The organism is Enterobacter sp. 6722112, assembly GCF_058661685.1.
In genome coordinates, this window is sequence record NZ_JBZWGR010000007.1 from 1,823,339 (window position 1) to 1,842,129 (window position 18,791).

The following is an 18,791-nucleotide window of genomic DNA, read 5'->3' on the forward strand; positions in this document are numbered from 1 at the left end:
ATAGTTAGCAGAAATAGTGCTGATTAGAGGCCAAAGGCTGCTAGGATTAATATCATATTGTTATGAATTGATGAGGCATGATGGCGAAGCGGGAAAACTACAATGAGCTGTATCTGTTTATCCAGGTGGTGCGGGAGGGAAGCTTCACGGCAGCCGCGCAACGGCTCGGGCTGGCACAATCCGGGATCAGTCGATCGGTTCGCGAGCTGGAAGAGCGGCTGGGCGTTCGGCTTCTGGTGCGTACCACGCGCAAACTGTCGCTGACCCATGCCGGGGAGCAACTTTACCAGACCGCTGGTTCAGCCTTTGATGCGCTCGATACCGGGCTGACCAGACTGGCGCATTACCGCCAGACGCCATCCGGCACGGTGCGCATTAATGCCAGCCAGCACGCCATCGAAAAATGCCTGCTGCCAAAGCTCGCTATCTTCAAACAGCGTTACCCGGATATCCGTCTGGAATTGATGAATGAGAGCCGGTTCGTGGATATCATTGCCGAGCGATTCGACGCGGGCGTCCGGCTTGGGCCGGAGGTGGGACAAGGAATGATTGCCGTGCGCATCACGCCCGATATGGAGATGGCTGTGGTTGCCGCTCCGGCGCATTTTCGGCGCTATGGTTTCCCGCAGACGCCCGCCGATCTGGATGCTCATCCCTGCATTGCCTACCAGTTTGCCGACGGTAACCACTATCAATGGGAGCTTGTTCAGGACGGGAAGCATGTTACTCACCGCCCGGAGGGGCAATGGGCCTTTTCCGACAGCTACATGGAGGCCGAAGCGGCCCGGCTGGGACTCGGGCTGGCCTATGTCCCGGTTGAGCTGGTGGCTGACGATCTGGAGCGTGGCACGCTTATACGCGTCTTACAGCGCTACAGCCTGCGGATGGACGGACTGTACCTCTATTATCCACACCGCAACGTATCCCCGGCGCTGAGAGCGGTGATTGATACGCTGAAAATTTAGGGTGCCTCTTCGCTACGGTCTATACAGCCCCTACGTTTGTGATACGCTACTATTTTATATAGCGCAGCTCAACTAAGGCTCTGAAATGACAAAAATAATGCCAGAATATACGGTAGTTGACTTATCACGTTGGGCAAGAAAGGAACACTTTGAAGTATTTCAGGGCTTTGCTCAATCTACATTTAACCAAACGGTTCAGCTGGACATTACCGTGCTGCTAAAGCATATCAAAGAGGTTGGCTGGAAATTTTATCCTGCGATTATTTCCCTTATTTCTGACGTCGTAAACCGGCATCCGGAATTCCGTATGGCCATGAAGGATGATGAGCTTGTAATATGGAATGAGGTTCATCCAAGCTATACCCTTTTCCATAAAGAAACGGAGACGTTTTCATCGTTATGGAGTCATTACGATGGAAATATTCACCATTTTCAGCGCGTTTATGCAGAAGATGTTGCCCGCTATGGCAATATCCTTGCTTACTGGCCTAAAGAAGAGTTCCGGGAGAATATATTCTTCATATCGGATATTCCGTGGGTCAGTTTTAGGGAAGGTGCGAACAAGTCCCTGATATGAGATCATGTTTGTCATCTGGAGCCATGGAACAGGGTTCATCATGAGTCATCAACTTACCTTCGCCGACAGTGAATTCAGCAGTAAGCGCCGTCAGACCAGAAAAGAGATTTTCCTCTCCCGCATGGAGCAGATTCTGCCATGGCAAAACATGGTGGAAGTCATCGAGCCGTTTTACCCCAAGGCTGGTAATGGCCGGCGACCTTATCCGCTGGAAACCATGCTACGCATTCACTGCATGCAGCATTGGTACAACCTGAGCGATGGCGCGATGGAAGATGCTCTGTACGAAATCGCCTCCATGCGTCTGTTTGCCCGGTTATCCCTGGATAGCGCCTTGCCTGACCGCACCACCATCATGAATTTCCGCCACCTGCTGGAGCAGCATCAACTGGCCCGCCAATTGTTCAAGACCATCAATCGCTGGCTGGCCGAAGCAGGCGTCATGATGACTCAAGGCACCTTGGTCGATGCCACCATCATTGAGGCACCCAGCTCGACCAAGAACAAAGAGCAGCAACGCGATCCGGAGATGCATCAGACCAAGAAAGGCAATCAGTGGCACTTTGGCATGAAGGCCCACATTGGTGTCGATGCCAAGAGTGGCCTGACCCACAGCCTGGTCACCACCGCGGCCAACGAGCATGACCTCAATCAGCTGGGTAATCTGCTGCATGGAGAGGAGCAATTTGTCTCAGCCGATGCCGGCTACCAAGGGGCGCCACAGCGCGAGGAGCTGGCCGAGGTGGATGTGGACTGGCTGATCGCCGAGCGCCCCGGCAAGGTAAGAACCTTGAAACAGCATCCACGCAAGAACAAAACGGCCATCAACATCGAATACATGAAAGCCAGCATCCGGGCCAGGGTGGAGCACCCATTTCGCATCATCAAGCGACAGTTCGGCTTCGTGAAAGCCAGATACAAGGGGTTGCTGAAAAACGATAACCAACTGGCGATGTTATTCACGCTGGCCAACCTGTTTCGGGCGGACCAAATGATACGTCAGTGGGAGAGATCTCACTAAAAACTGGGAATAACGCCTTAAATGGCGAAGAAACGGTCTAAATAGGCTGATTCAAGGCATTTACGGGAGAAAAAACGGCTCAAACATGAAGAAATGAAATGACTGAGTCAGCCGAGAAGAATTTCCCCGCTTATTCGCACCTTCCTTAGCAGTTTTAACGTCAACGTCGCTAACATGCGGAATTTTTTTGCGCCCATGTTCACGTTTGGAAAATACTATAACCAGGATGGAAAGGTCTTGTTGCCTTTCGCCGTTCAGGTCCATCATTCTGTCTGTGACGGTTTCCATGTGGCCAGGCTGATCAACGAGTTACAAGAGTTGTGTGATAATTTACCGCACCATTCAGAGGCGTTCAACGTGTGATTCACGTGTTTTTAACATACGCCTGACGAGGGGAAATAATGGAACCGAATTTTACGCCAGAACAGATTGAAATGATTAACCGCATTGTTTTCGAGCAGATCGAGATCATGCATGAGAAAGTAGCTGAAATAATCGCAGATACAGAGACGGTAGCGCATCAGCGCCTGAAGGATAACGGGATCACTACGGCAGATTTCTATCCTGCAAATAAAAACTTCCTGATGATGACCCTTGTACAGGATCTGATAGATAAAGTGCACGGGGGCGATAAGGACCTGGCCAAAACAATGATAACCATGGAAGCAAAAAGGCTGAATATCAGCGTAAACGTTGAGGCGGACAAATCAAGATAACAGGACGTATTTTCAGGGTTACAGTTGATGAATATAAGGTTCAGCCGACCTTAATAAAGCCGCGAGCCGTTTCCGGCCCGCGGCGGCAGGACAGGTGATGAGACGTTCTGACAATCAGGCGGCTTTGACGGCCCGGATTTTTTTGCTGCTGTCCGCATCTGATGCTGTTTTATCCGTTTCAGCATTGAGCTCGGGAAGCTTGCTGGTACGCAGGATATGCTGCACGGACTCTTTCTGCTCGGCGAGATAAAGACCAAGGTTCTCCGCCTGCGTTTCATCCATCTGCATTCCGCTTTGCAACAGCCAGTCGGTAAACGCTTCTGCCATATCGAGCAGTTTGTCGTGAGCGTCAGCCTCTTTCTTACTGGCAAATGTCATTTTTTCTTCACCTTTTCTTACGACAACAAATTTTGTTTCAACAGCCATTGTGCACCCCCGTATACTGTAATTATATACAGTATGGCAGTTGTGACGTTGTGTTGCAGCAAAAATGTGCGAGCCTGGCCTGCACAACGGGTGGACAAGCCAGGTGCTGTTATCGGTACAGCGTTTTTTCGGCAATCGGGATCAGCAAAGTGGACTGCCATTCCGCCAGCGTCAGCTGGGCAAGTTTACCCAGCGCGGTGTAGAACGGATGGGCCGCGTTTTCAACGAATACGCTAAGGAAACGCGTGCTCCATGGCAGCAGATGCCAGGCAAGAAGCTGGTCGCGTTCTGTTTCGCGACCGTTCTCGGCAAGCCATGCCGCCAGCATCAGCAACGTTCCGAAATGATCTTCAGGCTCATTCTGCTGCATCTCAAAGGCGATATGGTTTTCACGCATCCACTGACGCAACGCGAGGGTCGAATCGCCAAACAGCACGGACTCGCGATCAAGCCAGACCGAGCCCCACGGGGGGGCGGGCAGGGCATACGGGCCAATAAACAGACGCTGCCAGGCGTCTTTCAACGCTTCATCCGATGGGGTCTTAAACATACTGGCGACAGGCAGCAGATTTCCCTCCGCCAGCGGCCAGTCCTGAACCCAGTCACCTGCGGTCAGGGCACTCACCAGCGGCGCGGTCTGCTCGCTGTCTGGAGCGAAATAAAACAGCGCGCCCAGTACCCGGGCGCTGAACGCGAACGATTCGCGGTGTGAGACGTCATTCATTACAACTTTCCTTACTTGCGCGCGGGTAGCCCCGCGCACCTGTGTTAACCTGCAATTGCTAACCCTGCGGTCATATGCAGACCATAAAATAGCCCACGGCCAATCAGTTCACCCAGCACCACCAGCACGACACCTGCAAACAGGCCGAGCGTTTTTGGCTCCTGACGACGAATCAGCGGGCAGATCCAGCAGCCTAAACCCGCTGCCAGCAACGCGATGCGCCATACCTGAAGCGAACCATAATCCGGAAGCAGGGCGTTAGCCTGCTGGATGGAACTCTGTATTGTCCCCAGCGTATTGCTTTGCAACACGACGACCGCCACGCAGACGATAAGTGCCAGTGCGCTGACTGACGCAGCAAGAGTACTTTTGAATGTCACGTTTGCAACGCGCAGCAGCAGCGCGGCCAGCAGAGGACCAGCCAGAACCATCGTCAGGAAGAAGCTCAGCGTGGTGTAACCCGTATACCAGGTCGGGACAGTCTCAATCTGATAGACCCGGGTCATCGCCCAGACAAAAACGATGCCCAGGATCTGGCTGACAACCAGCCAGATTTTGCCCAAAGCTGGGGGCATTTTACCGATAACCGACACCAGCCACCAGAAACCGCCCACGGCAAAGAAGATCGAACCCGCCGCGATCTCATTACTCAGCGCTGACGCGCCCACGCGGTTAAGCGAGTTGAAGGCACGCAGCGGGGAGCCAAGATGCAGTACCGAGGCCATAAACCCAATACCCATTACCAGCCAGAGACAAAACAGGCTGCGCACGATACGCATTCTGGCCTTGTCATCATTTTCCTTAAGCCAGACGAAGCCCATCACGATTAACGCGCCGGCCACGCACTGCCCGAAAACGGTGAAGATCACCAGCGGCCATTCATGCCATCCACTTCCCATCTCACACCTCCTTCGGGTTTGCCAGGTAGCCTGTGGTGTCACCCGTCGGACGGCTGTTGGCGTTAGGTTTAATCACAATACTCGGCTTCGTGAAGTGCGCAGACGGCAGCGGCGCGACGGCAGCAAGCTGACCGTGTTTTTTGCGCAGCTCCTCAATCGGGCCAAAGTCCAGCGCGCGCAGCGGGCAAGACTCGACGCAGATGGGCTTTTTGCCGTCCGCCACGCGGCTATGGCAGCCGTCGCACTTGGTCATGTGACCTTTGGCGGCATTGTACTGCGGCGCGCCGTACGGGCAGGCCATGTGGCAGTAGCGACAGCCGATGCAGACATCCTCGTCCACCACCACAAAACCGTCGTCGCGCTTGTGCATTGCCCCGCTCGGGCAGACCTTGGTGCAGGCCGGATCTTCGCAGTGGTTGCAGGCAATCGACAGGTAATAGGCGAAGACATTCTGATGCCAGACGCCGTTGTCCTCCTGCCAGTCGCCGCCCGCATATTCATAAATACGCCGGAAGCTGACGTCCGGGGTCAGGTCTTTGTAATCCTTGCAGGCCAGCTCGCAGGTTTTACACCCGGTGCAGCGGCTGGAATCAATAAAAAATCCATACTGGGTAGTCATCGGTTAATCCTTATGCCTTCTCGATCTGCACCAGGTTCGTGTGCTGCGGGTTGCCTTTCGCCAGCGGTGACGGGCGGTGCGTGGTCAGGGTATTGATGCAGGAGCCGTGATCGACACGATCGCCGTTCATATTGGCGTCATGCCAGGCGCCCTGGCCCATCGCACTTACGCCGGGCATGATGCGCGGGGTGACTTTCGCGGCAATACGCACTTCGCCGCGGTCGTTGAAGACGCGCACCATATCCCCGTTTTTGATTCCACGTTGCTCCGCATCCACAGGGTTAAGCCACACCTCTTGGCGACAGGCGGCCTGGAGCACATCCACGTTGCCGTAGCTGGAGTGGGTACGGGCTTTAAAGTGGAAACCGAACAGTTGCAGCGGGAATTTGCTGCGCTCGGGCGCGTCCCAGCCTTCAAAGGTTGAGGTATAGACCGGCAGCGGGGTGATGGTTTCGTCTTTTTGCAGTTCCCAGGTTGCCGCAATATCCGCCAGCTTGCTGGAGTAGATCTCGATTTTGCCCGACGGGGTTTTCAGCGGATTGGCATCCGGATCGTCACGGAATTTTTTATAGGCGACAAAATGTCCGTTAGGATCTTTGCGCTTATAAATACCCATTTTTTTCAGCGCATCGTAGGATGGCAGCAGCGGATCTTTGGCGACCATTTTGGCGTACAGGTAGCGCAGCCACTGCTCCTGCGTACGGCCTTCGGTGAATTTCTGATGGATATCCGGTCCGAGGCGTTTCGCCACTTCACTCATGATCCAGTAGATGGGCTTGCGCTCGAACTTCGGGGCGGTAACCGGCTGGAGAAAAATCAGGTATCCCATGTTGCCGGCGTAATCGTTGGGGATGATATCTTCCTGCTCGACGGTCATCAGGTCCGGCAGAACAATATCGGCATACTTCGCGGACGAGGTCATAAAGTTGTCGATGACGACGATCGTTTCGCACTTGTTCTCATCCTGCAAAATGTCGTGAGTTTTGTTGATATCGGAGTGCTGGTTGATGATGGTATTACCCGCGTAGTTCCAGATGAACTTGATCGGCACATCGAGCTTATCTTTGCCGCGTACGCCGTCGCGCAGGGCGGTCATCTCCGGTCCACGGGCAATGGCATCCGTCCAGCTGAAGCAGGAGATTTGCGTTTTCACCGGATTTTCCGGCAGTGGCATGCGTTCGATGGTGATGGTGTAGGTCGATTCGCGCGCGCCGCTGTTGCCGCCGTTAATGCCGACGTTGCCGGTCAGGATCGGCAGCATGGCGATGGCGCGGGACGTTTGCTCCCCGTTAGCCTGACGCTGTGGGCCCCAGCCCTGGCAAATGTAGGCCGGTTTCGCCGAACCGATTTCACAGGCCAGCTTAATGATGCGATCGGCAGGGATGCCCGTTATGCGAGACGCCCACTCAGGCGTTTTCGCGGTTTTGTCATCACCCTGGCCGAGAATATAGGCTTTGTAATGACCATTAGCCGGTGCGCCTTCCGGCAGGGTTTTTTCGTCATAACCCACGCAGTATTTATCGAGGAAAGGTTGATCGACCAGATTTTCATTAATCAGCACCCACGCAATACCTGCCACCAGCGCGGCATCGGTGCCCGGACGAATCGGGATCCACTCGTCTTCACGCCCTGCGGCAGTGTCGGTGTAGCGCGGATCGATAACGATCATCCGCGCGTTTGACCGTTCGCGCGCCTGCTCAAGGTAGTAAGTGATCCCGCCGCCGCTCATGCGCGTTTCCGCCGGATTATTGCCGAACATCACGACCAGTTTGGTGTTTTCGATATCCGATGTGCTGTTGCCGTCGTTGCTGCCGTAGGTGTAGGGCATTGCGCAGGCGATCTGCGCGGTGCTGTAGGTGCCGTAGTGGCTGAGGAAGCCGCCGTAGCAGTTCATCAGGCGCGCGACCAGCGAGGCATAAGGGGAGGAGCGGGTGATGTTGCCGCCTACAATTCCGGAGGAGTAGTTAATGTAGACCGCTTCGTTGCCGTATTTTTCGACCACGCTTTTCAGGCTCGCGGCGATGGTGTCCAGCGCTTCTTCCCAGGTGATACGCTCAAACTTGCCTTCTCCGCGTTTGCCCACGCGTTTCATCGGATAATTCAGACGGTCTGGGTGATTAATGCGACGGCGAATTGAACGGCCTCGCAGACAGGCGCGAACCTGATGGTTGCCGTAAATATCCTCGCCGGTATTATCCGTTTCAACCCAGTAGACTTCGTCATCGCGAACGTGCAGACGTAGCGCGCAGCGGCGGCGGCGCTTTTCAGACCAAAAGGTAATGCGATCCCACCGGCGGCAAGCGCAAGGGATCCTATGGCAGTAGATTTAACCAGAGTTCGACGGCTTATACCGCCGTGATGTTCAACTTCGGACATAACTCACCCCATCATTGTTAATAATTATTTTCACCCGTGACTACAACCGGGCTAATGATGGGGGGAGTGTTACTTATTTAGAGGTATTAAATATTAATCCTCGTCAAATCAGGGGAATTGAGTGGGAAAATCATTGCGGCTCAGCGGGCGCATTCTCTTGCGTACCTGCGCCGCTCACCGGGTAGTTGCCGCTACTGGTGCGGGTGTACAAAATTTTGAAAGTATCGTTGGCACAATGCCCAACGACCTGCGCATCCGGTTGATCGGCCTGATCGTTCGGGACGATGTTCAGGGTAAAGCCAGACTCCGGTACGCCGTTGTTGATAATCTTCTGCTGAATGTCGCTTTTCACGCGCTCGCAGGAGTCCGGGGCCGCAAGAAGAGCGGGTGAAGCACTCATTAACAGCAGGGCGGTAATCCAGGGTAACCGTTTCATCTGTAGCTCCTTTTCACTGTGTGGACTGTAAGCATAGCAGGGTTAGGGTAAGCTTTTGTTTTTGGACCTGTCTTTCTGAATAGTCCTGGAAATGCTAAATCGCTCGGTAATTAAAAAGAAAAATACTCTTACCCTTTCCCTTGATTTATTATTGGATTGAACAATGGTGTAATCGCGCGTCGGTAACGCTGGCGAAGCTTTGCAGCTAAAGGTCTTTCCCGCATCAGCAATTCCCAGATTTCTTTCTTTTTGGCATCTAAAGCGGCATCGCCTTTCGATTCATTAATAGTTGAGGCGTTCGCTTCTTCGGAAAGACATACAGGAAAAGGTATGATTGAATGAATTTTAGCCAAAGATAAATCTTCGAATAAGCTCCATTTGTCAGAAACCATCCACACAGGGTATAGGTTCTGAAGGAGATTACTGGCAGCTTTTTGATTAATAATATAAGCGTGAGCAGTCGTGGCTTGTTGAGTTTTATGAATGCTATATGAGCCATTTATGCTTTTGAGAGGTTTTTTGTAATATTTATTAACTCGACTAAGAAGTAGAATCTCAGGTTTAGTCGTGCTAAGCGTTACGTTGTCGAGTATTTCACGTAAATCATTATTTATTACGACATCATCCTCGAGGATAAGAGCTGCGTCGATATTTTCATATGTTATTTTTTTATATATTTCCTGGTGACTTAATGCGCAACCCACTTCACCTGGGAGAAAAGCATAATTCACCTCACGCGTGACATTTCTGCGTTCAGTTTCAGTCATTTTCCGACCGTCAATTGCTTCGATAAATTCGTGTGCAATGTTCAACTTTAATAGTTGAGATTCCATTTTTGCACGACGCTCGAGCGAGTGTTTGAGATTGATTATAAAAGTTCTCATCCTTTGAACGTTCCTTGAAGACTGTTTGGCTGGACTACATTCGTACATTTTACCAGTATTCGAACCAATTCAACATCGTTACCATACTATTTGCTACTATGAGTATCACAACCCTTTCATTCTTTCGGTAAATGATGTGAACAAATACGCAGCGATAACGCTACTGGCAACGGTACTGGTGGGATGCGACAACAACACCGCGCCGCTGTCATTTACGCCGGAGATGGCGAGTTTTTCGAACGAGTTTGACTTTGATCCTCTGCGCGGGCCGGTGAAGGATTTTACCCAGACGCTGTTCAACGATAAGGGTGAAGTCTCTAAACGTGTGACCGGCACGATGTCAGCGGAAGGATGTTTCGATACGCTTGAACTGCACGATCTCGACGCTAATACGGGCGTTGCGCTGGTGCTGGATGCTAACTACTACGTCGATGCGGAAACCCAGCAGCAGAAGGTAAAGTTGCAGGGGAAATGTCAGCTGGCGGAACTGCCGTCTGCCGGCCTGACGTGGGACACCGACGATAACGGGTTTGTGGTTGCCGCGCACAGCAAAGAGATGGAAGTGAAGTACCAGTATGACGCCGACGGCTACCCGCTGGGTAAAACTACGGTTTCCGGCGACAAGCGTTTATCGGTCAAGTCGGTGCCGTCGAAAGATCTGCGCAAGCGCATGGATTATACGGCGGTAAGCCTGTTGAACGATAAACCGATGGGCAATGTAAAGCAGAGCTGTGATTACGATCGCCACAATAACCCGGTGAGCTGTGAGCTGGTGATCACCGATGACAGCGTCAAACCTGCCGTTGAGCACAAGTACACCATCAAAAACAGCATTGAATATTATTGAGAATAAAACCGCGCAGGTTACTGCGCGGTGGGTTTAAGCAGGCTGGCGGAGGAGGACTTATGCCCGGCCAGATGCTGATGCTGGAAAATGCACATGCGGATGGTGTTACGGTATTCGCCGTTAATAAAGAACTCATGGATCAGTTCACCTTCCACCATAAAGCCCAGCTTACGGTAGATATGAATCGCTTTTTCGTTCTCTTTGTCGACGATAAGGTAAAGCTTGTAGAGATTCAGGACGTTAAACCCGTAATCCATCGCCAGCTTTGCCGCCCGCGACGCAAGACCTTTCCCCTGGTGCTCCGGTGAAATAATGATCTGAAATTCCGCTCGACGGTGAACGTGGTTGATCTCAACCAGTTCAACCAGCCCGGCTTTCTCACCTTCGCACTCCACCACAAACCGGCGTTCACTCTGATCGTGGATATGCTTGTCGTAGAGATCGGACAGCTCGACAAACGCCTCATAAGGCTCTTCAAACCAGTAGCGCATCACGCTGGCATTGTTGTCGAGCTGGTGAACAAAGCGTAAATCTTCGCGCTCCAGCGGACGGAGCTTAACGTCACACGGCGTCGACATTACGGTGCTACCGTGCGGCCAGTGCGACGATCCAGACAGCGCAGGGTGTTAGGCTCCCAATAGGCGTTGACGTTGGCACTTTGCTGGCATTTGTCGCGGGCATCAAACGCGACGTCTTCTTTATCCCACTCTTTTTCCACGCGCTTATTCACTTTCTGACGCAGGCTGCGGGTGTCATTCCATTGTTCTTTGTCCATGGCGGCGTTCTGACGGCTTTGCGCGCTGTCACCAGACTCAATGATGAGTTTGCTGGTTTCGGCTGATGCCGTTGCGGCGAAGGCGAACGATGACAGCGCCAGTACGGCTGTCAGACAAAGGCGTTTGCTTAATGTAGTCATAGCGTTTCCTTTAAACGGGTGCAGACAATCGGATTACCCCGTTGGATTCTACACCAATCCGAAAGGGTGTCATACCCGCGCGGCAGGTATGGGAACGATGTGAACATTATCGCGTATGATGTCTAAATCAATCCTCACGAAACGAGAAAAATGTTCAAAACGACGCTGCTTTTTTTCGCGACCGCGCTGTGCGAAATCATCGGATGCTTTTTGCCGTGGCTCTGGCTAAAGCGGGGCGCTTCCGCGCTGCTGCTGATCCCGGCGGGTGTGTCCCTGGCCCTTTTTGTCTGGCTGCTCACCCTGCATCCGGCCGCCAGCGGGAGGGTATATGCGGCCTACGGCGGAGTGTACGTCTGTACCGCGCTGCTGTGGCTGCGCGTTGTCGATGGCGTCAGGCTAAGCCTGTATGACTGGGCAGGCGCGCTGATTGCCCTGTGCGGCATGTTGATCATCGTGGCCGGTTGGGGACGCGCATAAGCGTCCTTATAGTGTGATCGCCCGCTGATTTTACGATCATTATACTTGTATGGTAGTAGTGTAGTTGCGTAAATTTCCTGCATCACAACGAGCGATGTAAGGAAATGGATTATGAAGATTGTCGGGGCTGAAGTATTTGTCACCTGCCCGGGGCGTAACTTTGTCACCCTTAAAATCACCACCGATGAGGGCATTGTCGGCCTGGGTGATGCCACGCTGAACGGACGTGAACTTTCCGTTGCCTCCTACCTGAAAGATCACCTGTGCCCTCAGTTGATTGGCCGCGATGCGCACCGCATCGAAGATATCTGGCAGTTCTTCTATAAAGGCGCTTACTGGCGTCGTGGTCCGGTCACCATGTCAGCGATTTCTGCCGTGGATATGGCGCTGTGGGACATTAAGGCGAAAGCCGCGAACATGCCGCTCTATCAGCTTCTGGGCGGAGCCTCCCGGGAAGGGGTGATGGTTTATTGTCACACCACCGGGCACACCATTGACGACGTGCTGGAAGATTATGCCCGTCATAAAGAGATGGGCTTCAAGGCAATTCGCGTGCAGTGCGGCGTGCCGGGAATGAAAACCACCTACGGCATGGCAAAAGGAAAAGGGCTGGCGTATGAGCCAGCGACCAAGGGCGCCTGGCCGGAAGAGCAGCTATGGTCCACTGAAAAATACCTCGACTTCACGCCGAAACTGTTCGACGCAGTGCGCAGTCAGTTCGGCTTCAATGAACATCTCCTTCACGACATGCACCACCGTCTGACGCCCATCGAAGCGGCGCGATTCGGCAAAAGCATTGAAGAGTACCGTCTGTTCTGGATGGAAGATCCGACTCCCGCTGAAAACCAGGAGTGTTTCCGCCTGATCCGCCAGCACACCGTCACGCCAATTGCGGTGGGGGAAGTGTTCAACAGCATCTGGGACTGCAAGCAGCTGATTGAAGAGCAGCTCATTGACTATATCCGCGCCACCATAACCCATGCGGGCGGCATCACCGGGATGCGTCGCATTGCGGACTTTGCCTCACTTTATCAGGTGCGTACCGGCTCACACGGCCCGTCGGATCTGTCGCCGATTTGCCACGCCGCGGCGCTGCATTTTGACCTGTGGGTACCGAACTTTGGCGTGCAAGAGTATATGGGGTATTCGGAGCAGATGCTGGAAGTGTTCCCGCACAGCTGGCGCTTCGATAACGGCTATATGCACCCGGGCGACAAGCCAGGGCTGGGCATTGAGTTTGATGAGAAGCTGGCGGCGAAATACCCGTACGATCCGGCTTATCTGCCGGTGGCTCGTCTGGAAGACGGCACCCTCTGGAACTGGTAAACGAGGAGCGAATGATGAAAAGCGTAGTGATCCAACAGCCGGATGTGCTGGTGATTGAAGAGCGTCCTCTCCCGTTGCCGGGCGCAGGCGACGTCCGCGTCAAAATTAAGCTCGCCGGTATTTGCGGTTCAGACAGCCATATCTATCGCGGGCATAACCCGTTTGCGAAATACCCGCGGGTAATCGGTCACGAGTTCTTTGGCGAAATAGACGCGGTTGGCGAAGGCGTGGAGGGCACCCGACTGGGCCAGCGCGTTTCGGTTGATCCGGTGATCAGCTGCGGGCACTGCTACCCGTGTTCCGTTGGAAAACCGAACGTTTGTACTTCGCTGGTGGTGCTGGGCGTCCACCGTGACGGCGGCTTCAGCGAATACGCCGTGGTGCCGGCGAAAAATGCCTGGCGCATTCCGGATGCGATCCCTGACCACCACGCGGTGATGGTTGAGCCATTCACCATTGCCGCCAACGTGACGGGGCAGGCGAAACCCACCGAACAGGATGTGGCGCTGATTTACGGCGCAGGCCCGATGGGGCTGGTCACCGTGCAGGCGCTGAAGGGCGTTTACAAGGTGAAGCAGGTCATCGTGGTGGATCGCATTGATGAGCGGCTGGAGATGGCGCAACGCAGCGGCGCAGACTGGGTCTTCAACAACGGCGAGCATTCTTTACAGGCCGCGCTGGATGAAAAAGGCATCAAGCCGACGTTAATCATCGATGCTGCCTGTCATCCGTCCATTTTACAGGAAGCGATTACGCTGGCGTCTCCGGCGGCGCGCATCGTGCTGATGGGCTTCTCCAGCGACCCGAGCCAGATTGTGCAGCAGGGGATCACCGGCAAAGAGCTGTCGATCTTCTCTTCGCGCCTGAATGCCAACAAATTCCCGGTGGTCATTGACTGGCTGGAAAAAGGGCTGATCGACCCTGAAAAACTGGTCACCCATACATTTGACTATCACCACGTTACAGACGCCATCGAACTGTTTGAAAAAGACCAGCGGCAGTGCTGCAAAGTCTTGCTCACGTTCGACCAATAATAATTCACGCGGTTAAGAGCCTGCGAAGACAGGCTCTCAGTGGTACGCATCTTACCTTGTAGAGATAGCCATTATGACTCAAGCACAACCTCAAAGAAGTACGTCAGATCTGGTGAAAGCCGCCGTATCTGGCTGGCTGGGCACCGCCCTGGAGTTTATGGATTTCCAGCTCTACTCCCTTGGCGCCGCGCTGGTGTTTCATGAAATTTTCTTCCCTGAGCAGTCCGCGGCCATGGCGCTGATCCTGGCGATGGGCACCTACGGCGCAGGCTACATCGCGCGTATTGTCGGGGCATTTATCTTCGGCAGAATGGGCGACAGAATTGGCCGTAAAAAAGTGCTGTTTATCACCATCACCATGATGGGGATCTGCACCACCTTAATCGGCGTCCTGCCAACCTACGCGCAGATCGGGATTTTCGCACCGGTGCTGCTGGTGACGCTGCGTATTATTCAGGGGCTGGGCGCGGGGGCTGAAATCTCCGGCGCAGGCACCATGCTGGCCGAATACGCCCCGAAGGGTAAACGCGGCATCATCTCCTCGCTGGTGGCCATGGGCACCAACTGCGGGACGCTGAGCGCCACGGCGATCTGGGCCGTGATGTTCTTTGCCCTCGATCGTGAAGAACTTATTGCCTGGGGCTGGCGCGTGCCGTTCCTCGCCAGCGTGGTGGTGATGATCTTCGCCATCTGGCTGCGTATGAACCTTAAAGAGAGCCCGGTGTTTGAGAAGGTAAACGATGCCGAAGCCGTTGCGCCGGTTGCTGCGCAGGATACCTCGGTCGGCGCGATGTTTAAGAGCAAATCGTTCTGGCTGGCGACGGGGCTGCGCTTTGGTCAGGCCGGTAACTCTGGGCTTATCCAGACCTTCCTTGCCGGGTACTTGGTACAGACGCTGTTATTTGATAAGGCGATCCCAACCGATGCGCTGATGATCAGCTCGATTCTTGGCTTCGTCTCCATCCCGCTGCTGGGCTGGCTGTCCGATAAAGTGGGGCGCCGTCTGCCATATATCATCCTTAACATTTCAGCCATTATTCTGGCTTACCCGATGCTGTCGATTATCGTCGATAAGAGTTACGCGCCGGGCGTGATTATGCTCTCTATCATCGTTATTCATAACTTTGCGGTGCTCGGGCTGTTTGCGCTGGAAAACATCACCATGGCGGAGATGTTTGGTTCGCGAAACCGCTTTACCCGCATGGCGATCTCCAAAGAGGCGGGCGGTCTCGTGGCGGTAGGCTTTGGTCCGGTGCTGGCGGGGATCTTCTGCAATATGACCGGGTCCTGGTGGCCGATTGTGGCGATGCTGGTGGCGTACTCGCTGATTGGGCTGGTCTCCGCTTTGCTGATGCCAGAAGTGCGCGACCGCGATTTGAGCCTGGTGGAAGATGCAGCTGAACCCCTGCGCCAGAGCGATACCGCAGCGAAGCAGCGGAAATATGGAGCCCTGTCATGAGTTTTATTAACGATAACTTTATGATTGGCAATGCGAGAGGTGTTGAACTTTATCGTAACGTCGCGAAAGCGCTGCCAATTATTGATTATCACTGTCACCTGGACGCGAAAGATATCTTCGAGAATAAAAATCTCGATAATATTACCGAACTCTGGCTGGCTGGCGATCATTATAAATGGCGCGCCATGCGCGCCAACGGTATTGACGAAAAATACATTACGGGCGATGCCCCGGCGGAGGATAAATTTGCGGCATGGGCTGAAACGGTCGAAGCGAGCTATGGAAATCCGCTCTATCACTGGACTCATTTAGAACTTCACCACTATTTTAACTGTGACGAACCGCTGGGCAGGCATAACTGGCGTGAAATAATGGAGCGCTGTAATCTGCTATTGCAGCAGCCTGATTTTACGCCGAGGGAACTCATTAAACGCTCCAGGGTAGAAGTTATTTGTACGACAGATGCTCCGCTTGATGATTTACGCTACCATCAATTATTGCGTGATGACGCGACGTTCAACGTTAAGGTATTACCGACCTTTCGTCCGGACGATGTTTTTGCGCAAAACGCGGAACAGTTTGCCGACTTTATCGATCGATTAGGTGAGACGACAGGATCTAAAATCCAGACATTCAGCGATTTTGTTAAGGGAATGAGCCAGCGTATTGCCTGGTTCCACGAAATCGGGTGCCGAATTTCCGATCACGGACCCGTGGAGATCCATTTTCAGTCAGCAGATGAAAGTCAGGTTGAATCCGTGTTTGCCCGAAAGCGCCGGGGTGAAAATCTGGACGCCCGTAATAATGCGATTCTTGACAGTGCCATTTTTATTATGCTGGCGCATAATTACAGGCAGCATAACTGGGCAATGCAGATACACTTCGGTGCGATTCGCAATAATAATTCCCGCATGTACCGTTCTTTGGGTAGTAATACTGGTTTTGACTCGCTGACCGATCAGTCGAATCTTGCGGCCAATCTCAACCAACTCCTGGATGCAATGGCGCAGGCTGAAGCTTTGCCCAAAACCATTCTATATAACCTCAACGCCAGCTATAACGATATTGTCGCGACGACTATCGCTAATTTTCAGACTGCGGAATTGGGCGTTAAATCGCCGATACAGTTTGGCTCCGGATGGTGGTTTAACGACACTCAACGCGGAATGGAAAACCAGCTACATAGCCTTGCGGATCAGGGGCTATTAATGAATTTTGTCGGTATGTTAACCGATTCCCGTAGTCTGGTTTCGTATACTCGCCACGATTATTTCCGTCGTATTTTGTGCAATATCATTGGTGGCTGGGTGGAGCGTGGTGAAGTTCCGGATAATAACGCCATCCTAACGAAGATGGTTAAAAATATTTGCCATGACAACGCTGAAAACTATTTCAGATTCTAAATTCTACTCACTGAGTGGGGATGGAACATGTCTCATACTGCGAAAAAAATTACTATTCCGGTTAGTATCGGCTACGGACTAACGGATATTATGGGCGGCGGTGCCTTTACCGTTATCGGCGCCTGGTTATTATTCTTCTATACGACATTTGTTGGGTTGTCACCGGTTGAAGCGGCGTCTATTGTTGCTATAGCGCGCATTGTCGATGCTATCGTTAGTTTGTTTATGGGAAGTTTCACTGACCATTTTTACAAAAACTATTTTGGTAAAAAATTTGGTCGCCGACGTTTCTTTTTGCTGATCGGTGCACCGTTGATGCTGGTCTATGCATTGCTGTGGCTTGATGGCATGACATACGGTTTTTATCTCGCCGTCTATCTAGCATTTGAAATTATTGCTGCAATGGTACTGATCCCGTGGGAAACGTTACCGTCAGAAATGACAAAAGACTTTAACCAGCGGACCAAACTCTCTACCTGTCGCATGTTTCTTTCAGCGTCCGGGACGTTTCTGGCGACATTTATTCCCGGATTACTGATAGGCTTTTTCGGGGAAAACAGCGCCCATGCCTACCTCATAAACGGCGTTATTTTTGCTGTACTGTTTATGGTATGTGTATTCATCTCGTGGAAAGTGACCTGGGAACGCGAGTTGACGCCGGAAATGCTCTCCGGGCTAGAAAAAAACACACGCCCACAAACAGCAGGGGAGAAGCTGGCTGCCTTTGGACGACTTTTTAAGGAGTATGGTTCCACCCTGAAAATCCGGGCCTTCAGGAAACATCTCGCCATCTATCTGCTGTCGTTTACCGGCAAAGATGTCTACAACACGGTATTTGTATTTTTCTGCGTGTACTGTCTGAATGTCTCTTCCTCACTGGCAGGCACGCTGCTGTCGATGAGTATTGTGGGGCTGCCCGTCACGTTAATTGCGGGTATAGGGATCATCAGATATGGGCCATCAAAGCTATATGTATTTGCCTATTCACTGATGTTGCTCTGTTTGGGGGGCTTCTTTGCCGTGTACCAGATCCCTGCGCTGAATACCGTCGCGACGCTGGTCATTCTGGCCGGGGTGTATCAGGTGGGGCGCTGCGTCCTTGAGTTTACACCGTGGAACGTGTTCCCGTTCATTCCAGATATCGATGAAATGGTCAGCCGTCAGCGTCGTGAGGGACTGTTTGCCGCGGTAATGACATTCTCCCGAAAAACCACGGTCGCTATTGCCACCTTTATTGTGGGTCTCCTGTACAAAGCGGCGGATTTGTAAAAGGGAGCCAGACGCAGCCAACCGAAGCCATCCACACCATCGCAATGCTGATGTTCATCGGCACTGCTGCCTTGCTTATCCTGGCCCTGTGGCAGGCTCTGACATTCAACCTGAACAAGCGTACGCACAAAATCTTTGTGGATGAGCTGGATCGCCTGAAAGCCAACGGCTCTCCCCAACGCGTATCCGCCGAAGCTCGCCGGGTCGTGGAAGATTTAACAGGCTATTCCTACGACAGGTTGTGGCGTGAGCCGACGGTCCGGTCCGGCGAGCAGACGGTGCGCACCCCTGTATGATCTGGTTTATATCTTTTGCCAGATGTCACACAACTTGATTTTTATATCACACCACTTGGCCGAAAGTTAATGTAAATCAATGTTCATGGCAGCATAACCAGTATTGTGATCGGCAGGATAA

17 protein-coding genes and 4 pseudogenes are annotated in these 18,791 nt (G+C 52.8%); 12 read left to right on the plus strand and 9 right to left on the minus strand.

Annotation, left to right across the window (positions count from 1 at the left end; genetic code table 11):
• Nucleotides 1–80 precede the first annotated feature (80 nt).
• The 5 genes and pseudogenes from AC4OVU_RS10300 (at nt 81) to AC4OVU_RS10320 (ending at nt 3,279) form a co-directional block, all read left to right on the plus strand.
• Nucleotides 81–965, plus strand: coding sequence for a LysR family transcriptional regulator (locus AC4OVU_RS10300; RefSeq protein WP_017384550.1), 885 nt, complete (start codon nt 81–83; stop codon nt 963–965).
• 85 nt (nt 966–1,050) lie between these two features.
• Nucleotides 1,051–1,512, plus strand: a pseudogene (locus AC4OVU_RS10305) (CatA-like O-acetyltransferase); the annotation flags it as partial.
• A gap of 70 nt (nt 1,513–1,582) precedes the next feature.
• On the plus strand, nt 1,583–2,563 hold the full coding sequence (locus tag AC4OVU_RS10310; RefSeq protein ID WP_000019403.1) for an IS5-like element IS5 family transposase: 981 nt from the start codon (nt 1,583–1,585) through the stop codon (nt 2,561–2,563).
• A 147-nt stretch (nt 2,564–2,710) separates the two neighbouring features.
• Nucleotides 2,711–2,926, plus strand: a pseudogene (locus AC4OVU_RS10315) (CatA-like O-acetyltransferase); the annotation flags it as partial.
• A gap of 38 nt (nt 2,927–2,964) precedes the next feature.
• The gene (locus tag AC4OVU_RS10320; protein WP_017384549.1) at nt 2,965–3,279 is read left to right on the plus strand and encodes a hypothetical protein; all 315 of its coding nucleotides are present in this window, start codon (nt 2,965–2,967) and stop codon (nt 3,277–3,279) included.
• Nucleotides 3,280–3,393: 114 nt separating this feature from the next.
• On the opposite strand, the gene AC4OVU_RS10325 is transcribed toward AC4OVU_RS10320, so the two are convergent.
• The 7 genes and pseudogenes from AC4OVU_RS10325 to AC4OVU_RS10355 form a co-directional block, all read right to left on the minus strand.
• On the minus strand, nt 3,394–3,705 hold the full coding sequence (locus tag AC4OVU_RS10325) for a YebG family protein (RefSeq protein ID WP_017384548.1): 312 nt from the start codon (nt 3,703–3,705) through the stop codon (nt 3,394–3,396).
• A gap of 109 nt (nt 3,706–3,814) precedes the next feature.
• A complete protein-coding gene (gene dmsD, locus AC4OVU_RS10330; RefSeq protein ID WP_045339616.1) occupies nt 3,815–4,429 on the minus strand; it encodes a Tat proofreading chaperone DmsD in 615 nt (204 codons plus the stop codon).
• 44 nt (nt 4,430–4,473) lie between these two features.
• Nucleotides 4,474–5,328 (minus strand): dimethyl sulfoxide reductase anchor subunit family protein, encoded by an 855-nt coding sequence (locus tag AC4OVU_RS10335; RefSeq protein WP_491928672.1) that lies wholly within the window; start codon nt 5,326–5,328, stop codon nt 4,474–4,476.
• Nucleotide 5,329: 1 nt separating this feature from the next.
• Nucleotides 5,330–5,947, minus strand: a complete 618-nt coding sequence (locus tag AC4OVU_RS10340; protein WP_017384545.1) for a DMSO/selenate family reductase complex B subunit — start codon at nt 5,945–5,947, stop codon at nt 5,330–5,332.
• 10 nt (nt 5,948–5,957) lie between these two features.
• Nucleotides 5,958–8,323: pseudogene (ynfE, locus tag AC4OVU_RS10345) on the minus strand (selenate/tellurate reductase subunit YnfE).
• Nucleotides 8,324–8,453: 130 nt separating this feature from the next.
• On the minus strand, nt 8,454–8,759 hold the full coding sequence (locus AC4OVU_RS10350) for a DUF1161 domain-containing protein (protein WP_003857424.1): 306 nt from the start codon (nt 8,757–8,759) through the stop codon (nt 8,454–8,456).
• Nucleotides 8,760–8,887: 128 nt separating this feature from the next.
• On the minus strand, nt 8,888–9,643 hold the full coding sequence (locus AC4OVU_RS10355) for a glycosyltransferase family 25 protein (protein ID WP_160160645.1): 756 nt from the start codon (nt 9,641–9,643) through the stop codon (nt 8,888–8,890).
• 136 nt (nt 9,644–9,779) lie between these two features.
• Here AC4OVU_RS10355 and AC4OVU_RS10360 point away from each other — a divergent pair, with 136 nt between their 5' ends.
• Nucleotides 9,780–10,490, plus strand: coding sequence for a YnfC family lipoprotein (locus AC4OVU_RS10360; protein WP_110292982.1), 711 nt, complete (start codon nt 9,780–9,782; stop codon nt 10,488–10,490).
• A gap of 17 nt (nt 10,491–10,507) precedes the next feature.
• Here AC4OVU_RS10360 and speG read toward each other — a convergent pair whose 3' ends face one another.
• Together speG and AC4OVU_RS10370 are read right to left on the minus strand one after the other, a co-directional pair.
• Nucleotides 10,508–11,068: a spermidine N1-acetyltransferase gene (speG, locus tag AC4OVU_RS10365; protein WP_003857416.1), complete on the minus strand. Its 561-nt coding sequence runs from the start codon at nt 11,066–11,068 to the stop codon at nt 10,508–10,510.
• Nucleotides 11,068–11,406 carry a DUF1283 family protein gene (locus AC4OVU_RS10370; RefSeq protein WP_006808856.1) on the minus strand — a complete coding sequence of 113 codons (339 nt, stop codon included), beginning with the start codon at nt 11,404–11,406 and terminating at the stop codon, nt 11,068–11,070. Before AC4OVU_RS10370 ends, speG begins: the two co-directional genes overlap by 1 nt.
• 150 nt (nt 11,407–11,556) lie before the next feature.
• Between AC4OVU_RS10370 and AC4OVU_RS10375 the strand changes: the two genes are divergently transcribed.
• The 6 genes and pseudogenes from AC4OVU_RS10375 to AC4OVU_RS10400 all read left to right on the plus strand — a co-directional run bounded on the left by AC4OVU_RS10375 (nt 11,557) and on the right by AC4OVU_RS10400 (nt 18,670).
• Entirely contained in the window at nt 11,557–11,883 is a 327-nt protein-coding gene (locus AC4OVU_RS10375) for a YnfA family protein (RefSeq protein WP_003857412.1), read from the plus strand.
• A gap of 111 nt (nt 11,884–11,994) precedes the next feature.
• Entirely contained in the window at nt 11,995–13,209 is a 1,215-nt protein-coding gene (gene manD / locus AC4OVU_RS10380) for a D-mannonate dehydratase ManD (RefSeq protein ID WP_017384541.1), read from the plus strand.
• 14 nt (nt 13,210–13,223) lie between these two features.
• Nucleotides 13,224–14,243 (plus strand): Zn-dependent oxidoreductase, encoded by a 1,020-nt coding sequence (locus tag AC4OVU_RS10385; RefSeq protein ID WP_023296536.1) that lies wholly within the window; start codon nt 13,224–13,226, stop codon nt 14,241–14,243.
• Between the two features lie 73 nt (nt 14,244–14,316).
• Nucleotides 14,317–15,702 carry an MFS transporter gene (locus AC4OVU_RS10390; protein ID WP_017694076.1) on the plus strand — a complete coding sequence of 462 codons (1,386 nt, stop codon included), beginning with the start codon at nt 14,317–14,319 and terminating at the stop codon, nt 15,700–15,702.
• Complete coding sequence (gene uxaC, locus AC4OVU_RS10395; RefSeq protein ID WP_045349162.1) at nt 15,699–17,105, plus strand: glucuronate isomerase; 1,407 nt, start codon at nt 15,699–15,701, stop codon at nt 17,103–17,105. The genes AC4OVU_RS10390 and uxaC overlap by 4 nt, the downstream gene beginning before the upstream one ends.
• Nucleotides 17,106–17,132: 27 nt before the next feature.
• Nucleotides 17,133–18,670: pseudogene (locus tag AC4OVU_RS10400) on the plus strand (MFS transporter).
• Nucleotides 18,671–18,791 lie beyond the last annotated feature (121 nt).

Excerpts from the sequence above, each read along its gene's own strand:
- AC4OVU_RS10300 (WP_017384550.1), top strand. The coding sequence starts at position 81 with ATGGCGAAGCGGGAAAACTACAATGAGCTGTATCTGTTTATCCAGGTG.
- AC4OVU_RS10310 (WP_000019403.1), top strand. The coding sequence starts at position 1,583 with ATGAGTCATCAACTTACCTTCGCCGACAGTGAATTCAGCAGTAAGCGC.
- AC4OVU_RS10320 (WP_017384549.1), top strand. The coding sequence starts at position 2,965 with ATGGAACCGAATTTTACGCCAGAACAGATTGAAATGATTAACCGCATT.
- AC4OVU_RS10325 (WP_017384548.1), bottom strand. The coding sequence starts at position 3,705 with ATGGCTGTTGAAACAAAATTTGTTGTCGTAAGAAAAGGTGAAGAAAAA.
- dmsD (WP_045339616.1), bottom strand. The coding sequence starts at position 4,429 with ATGAATGACGTCTCACACCGCGAATCGTTCGCGTTCAGCGCCCGGGTA.
- AC4OVU_RS10335 (WP_491928672.1), bottom strand. The coding sequence starts at position 5,328 with ATGGGAAGTGGATGGCATGAATGGCCGCTGGTGATCTTCACCGTTTTC.
- AC4OVU_RS10340 (WP_017384545.1), bottom strand. The coding sequence starts at position 5,947 with ATGACTACCCAGTATGGATTTTTTATTGATTCCAGCCGCTGCACCGGG.
- AC4OVU_RS10350 (WP_003857424.1), bottom strand. The coding sequence starts at position 8,759 with ATGAAACGGTTACCCTGGATTACCGCCCTGCTGTTAATGAGTGCTTCA.
- AC4OVU_RS10355 (WP_160160645.1), bottom strand. The coding sequence starts at position 9,643 with ATGAGAACTTTTATAATCAATCTCAAACACTCGCTCGAGCGTCGTGCA.
- speG (WP_003857416.1), bottom strand. The coding sequence starts at position 11,068 with ATGTCGACGCCGTGTGACGTTAAGCTCCGTCCGCTGGAGCGCGAAGAT.
- AC4OVU_RS10370 (WP_006808856.1), bottom strand. The coding sequence starts at position 11,406 with ATGACTACATTAAGCAAACGCCTTTGTCTGACAGCCGTACTGGCGCTG.
- AC4OVU_RS10375 (WP_003857412.1), top strand. The coding sequence starts at position 11,557 with ATGTTCAAAACGACGCTGCTTTTTTTCGCGACCGCGCTGTGCGAAATC.
- manD (WP_017384541.1), top strand. The coding sequence starts at position 11,995 with ATGAAGATTGTCGGGGCTGAAGTATTTGTCACCTGCCCGGGGCGTAAC.
- AC4OVU_RS10385 (WP_023296536.1), top strand. The coding sequence starts at position 13,224 with ATGAAAAGCGTAGTGATCCAACAGCCGGATGTGCTGGTGATTGAAGAG.
- AC4OVU_RS10390 (WP_017694076.1), top strand. The coding sequence starts at position 14,317 with ATGACTCAAGCACAACCTCAAAGAAGTACGTCAGATCTGGTGAAAGCC.
- uxaC (WP_045349162.1), top strand. The coding sequence starts at position 15,699 with ATGAGTTTTATTAACGATAACTTTATGATTGGCAATGCGAGAGGTGTT.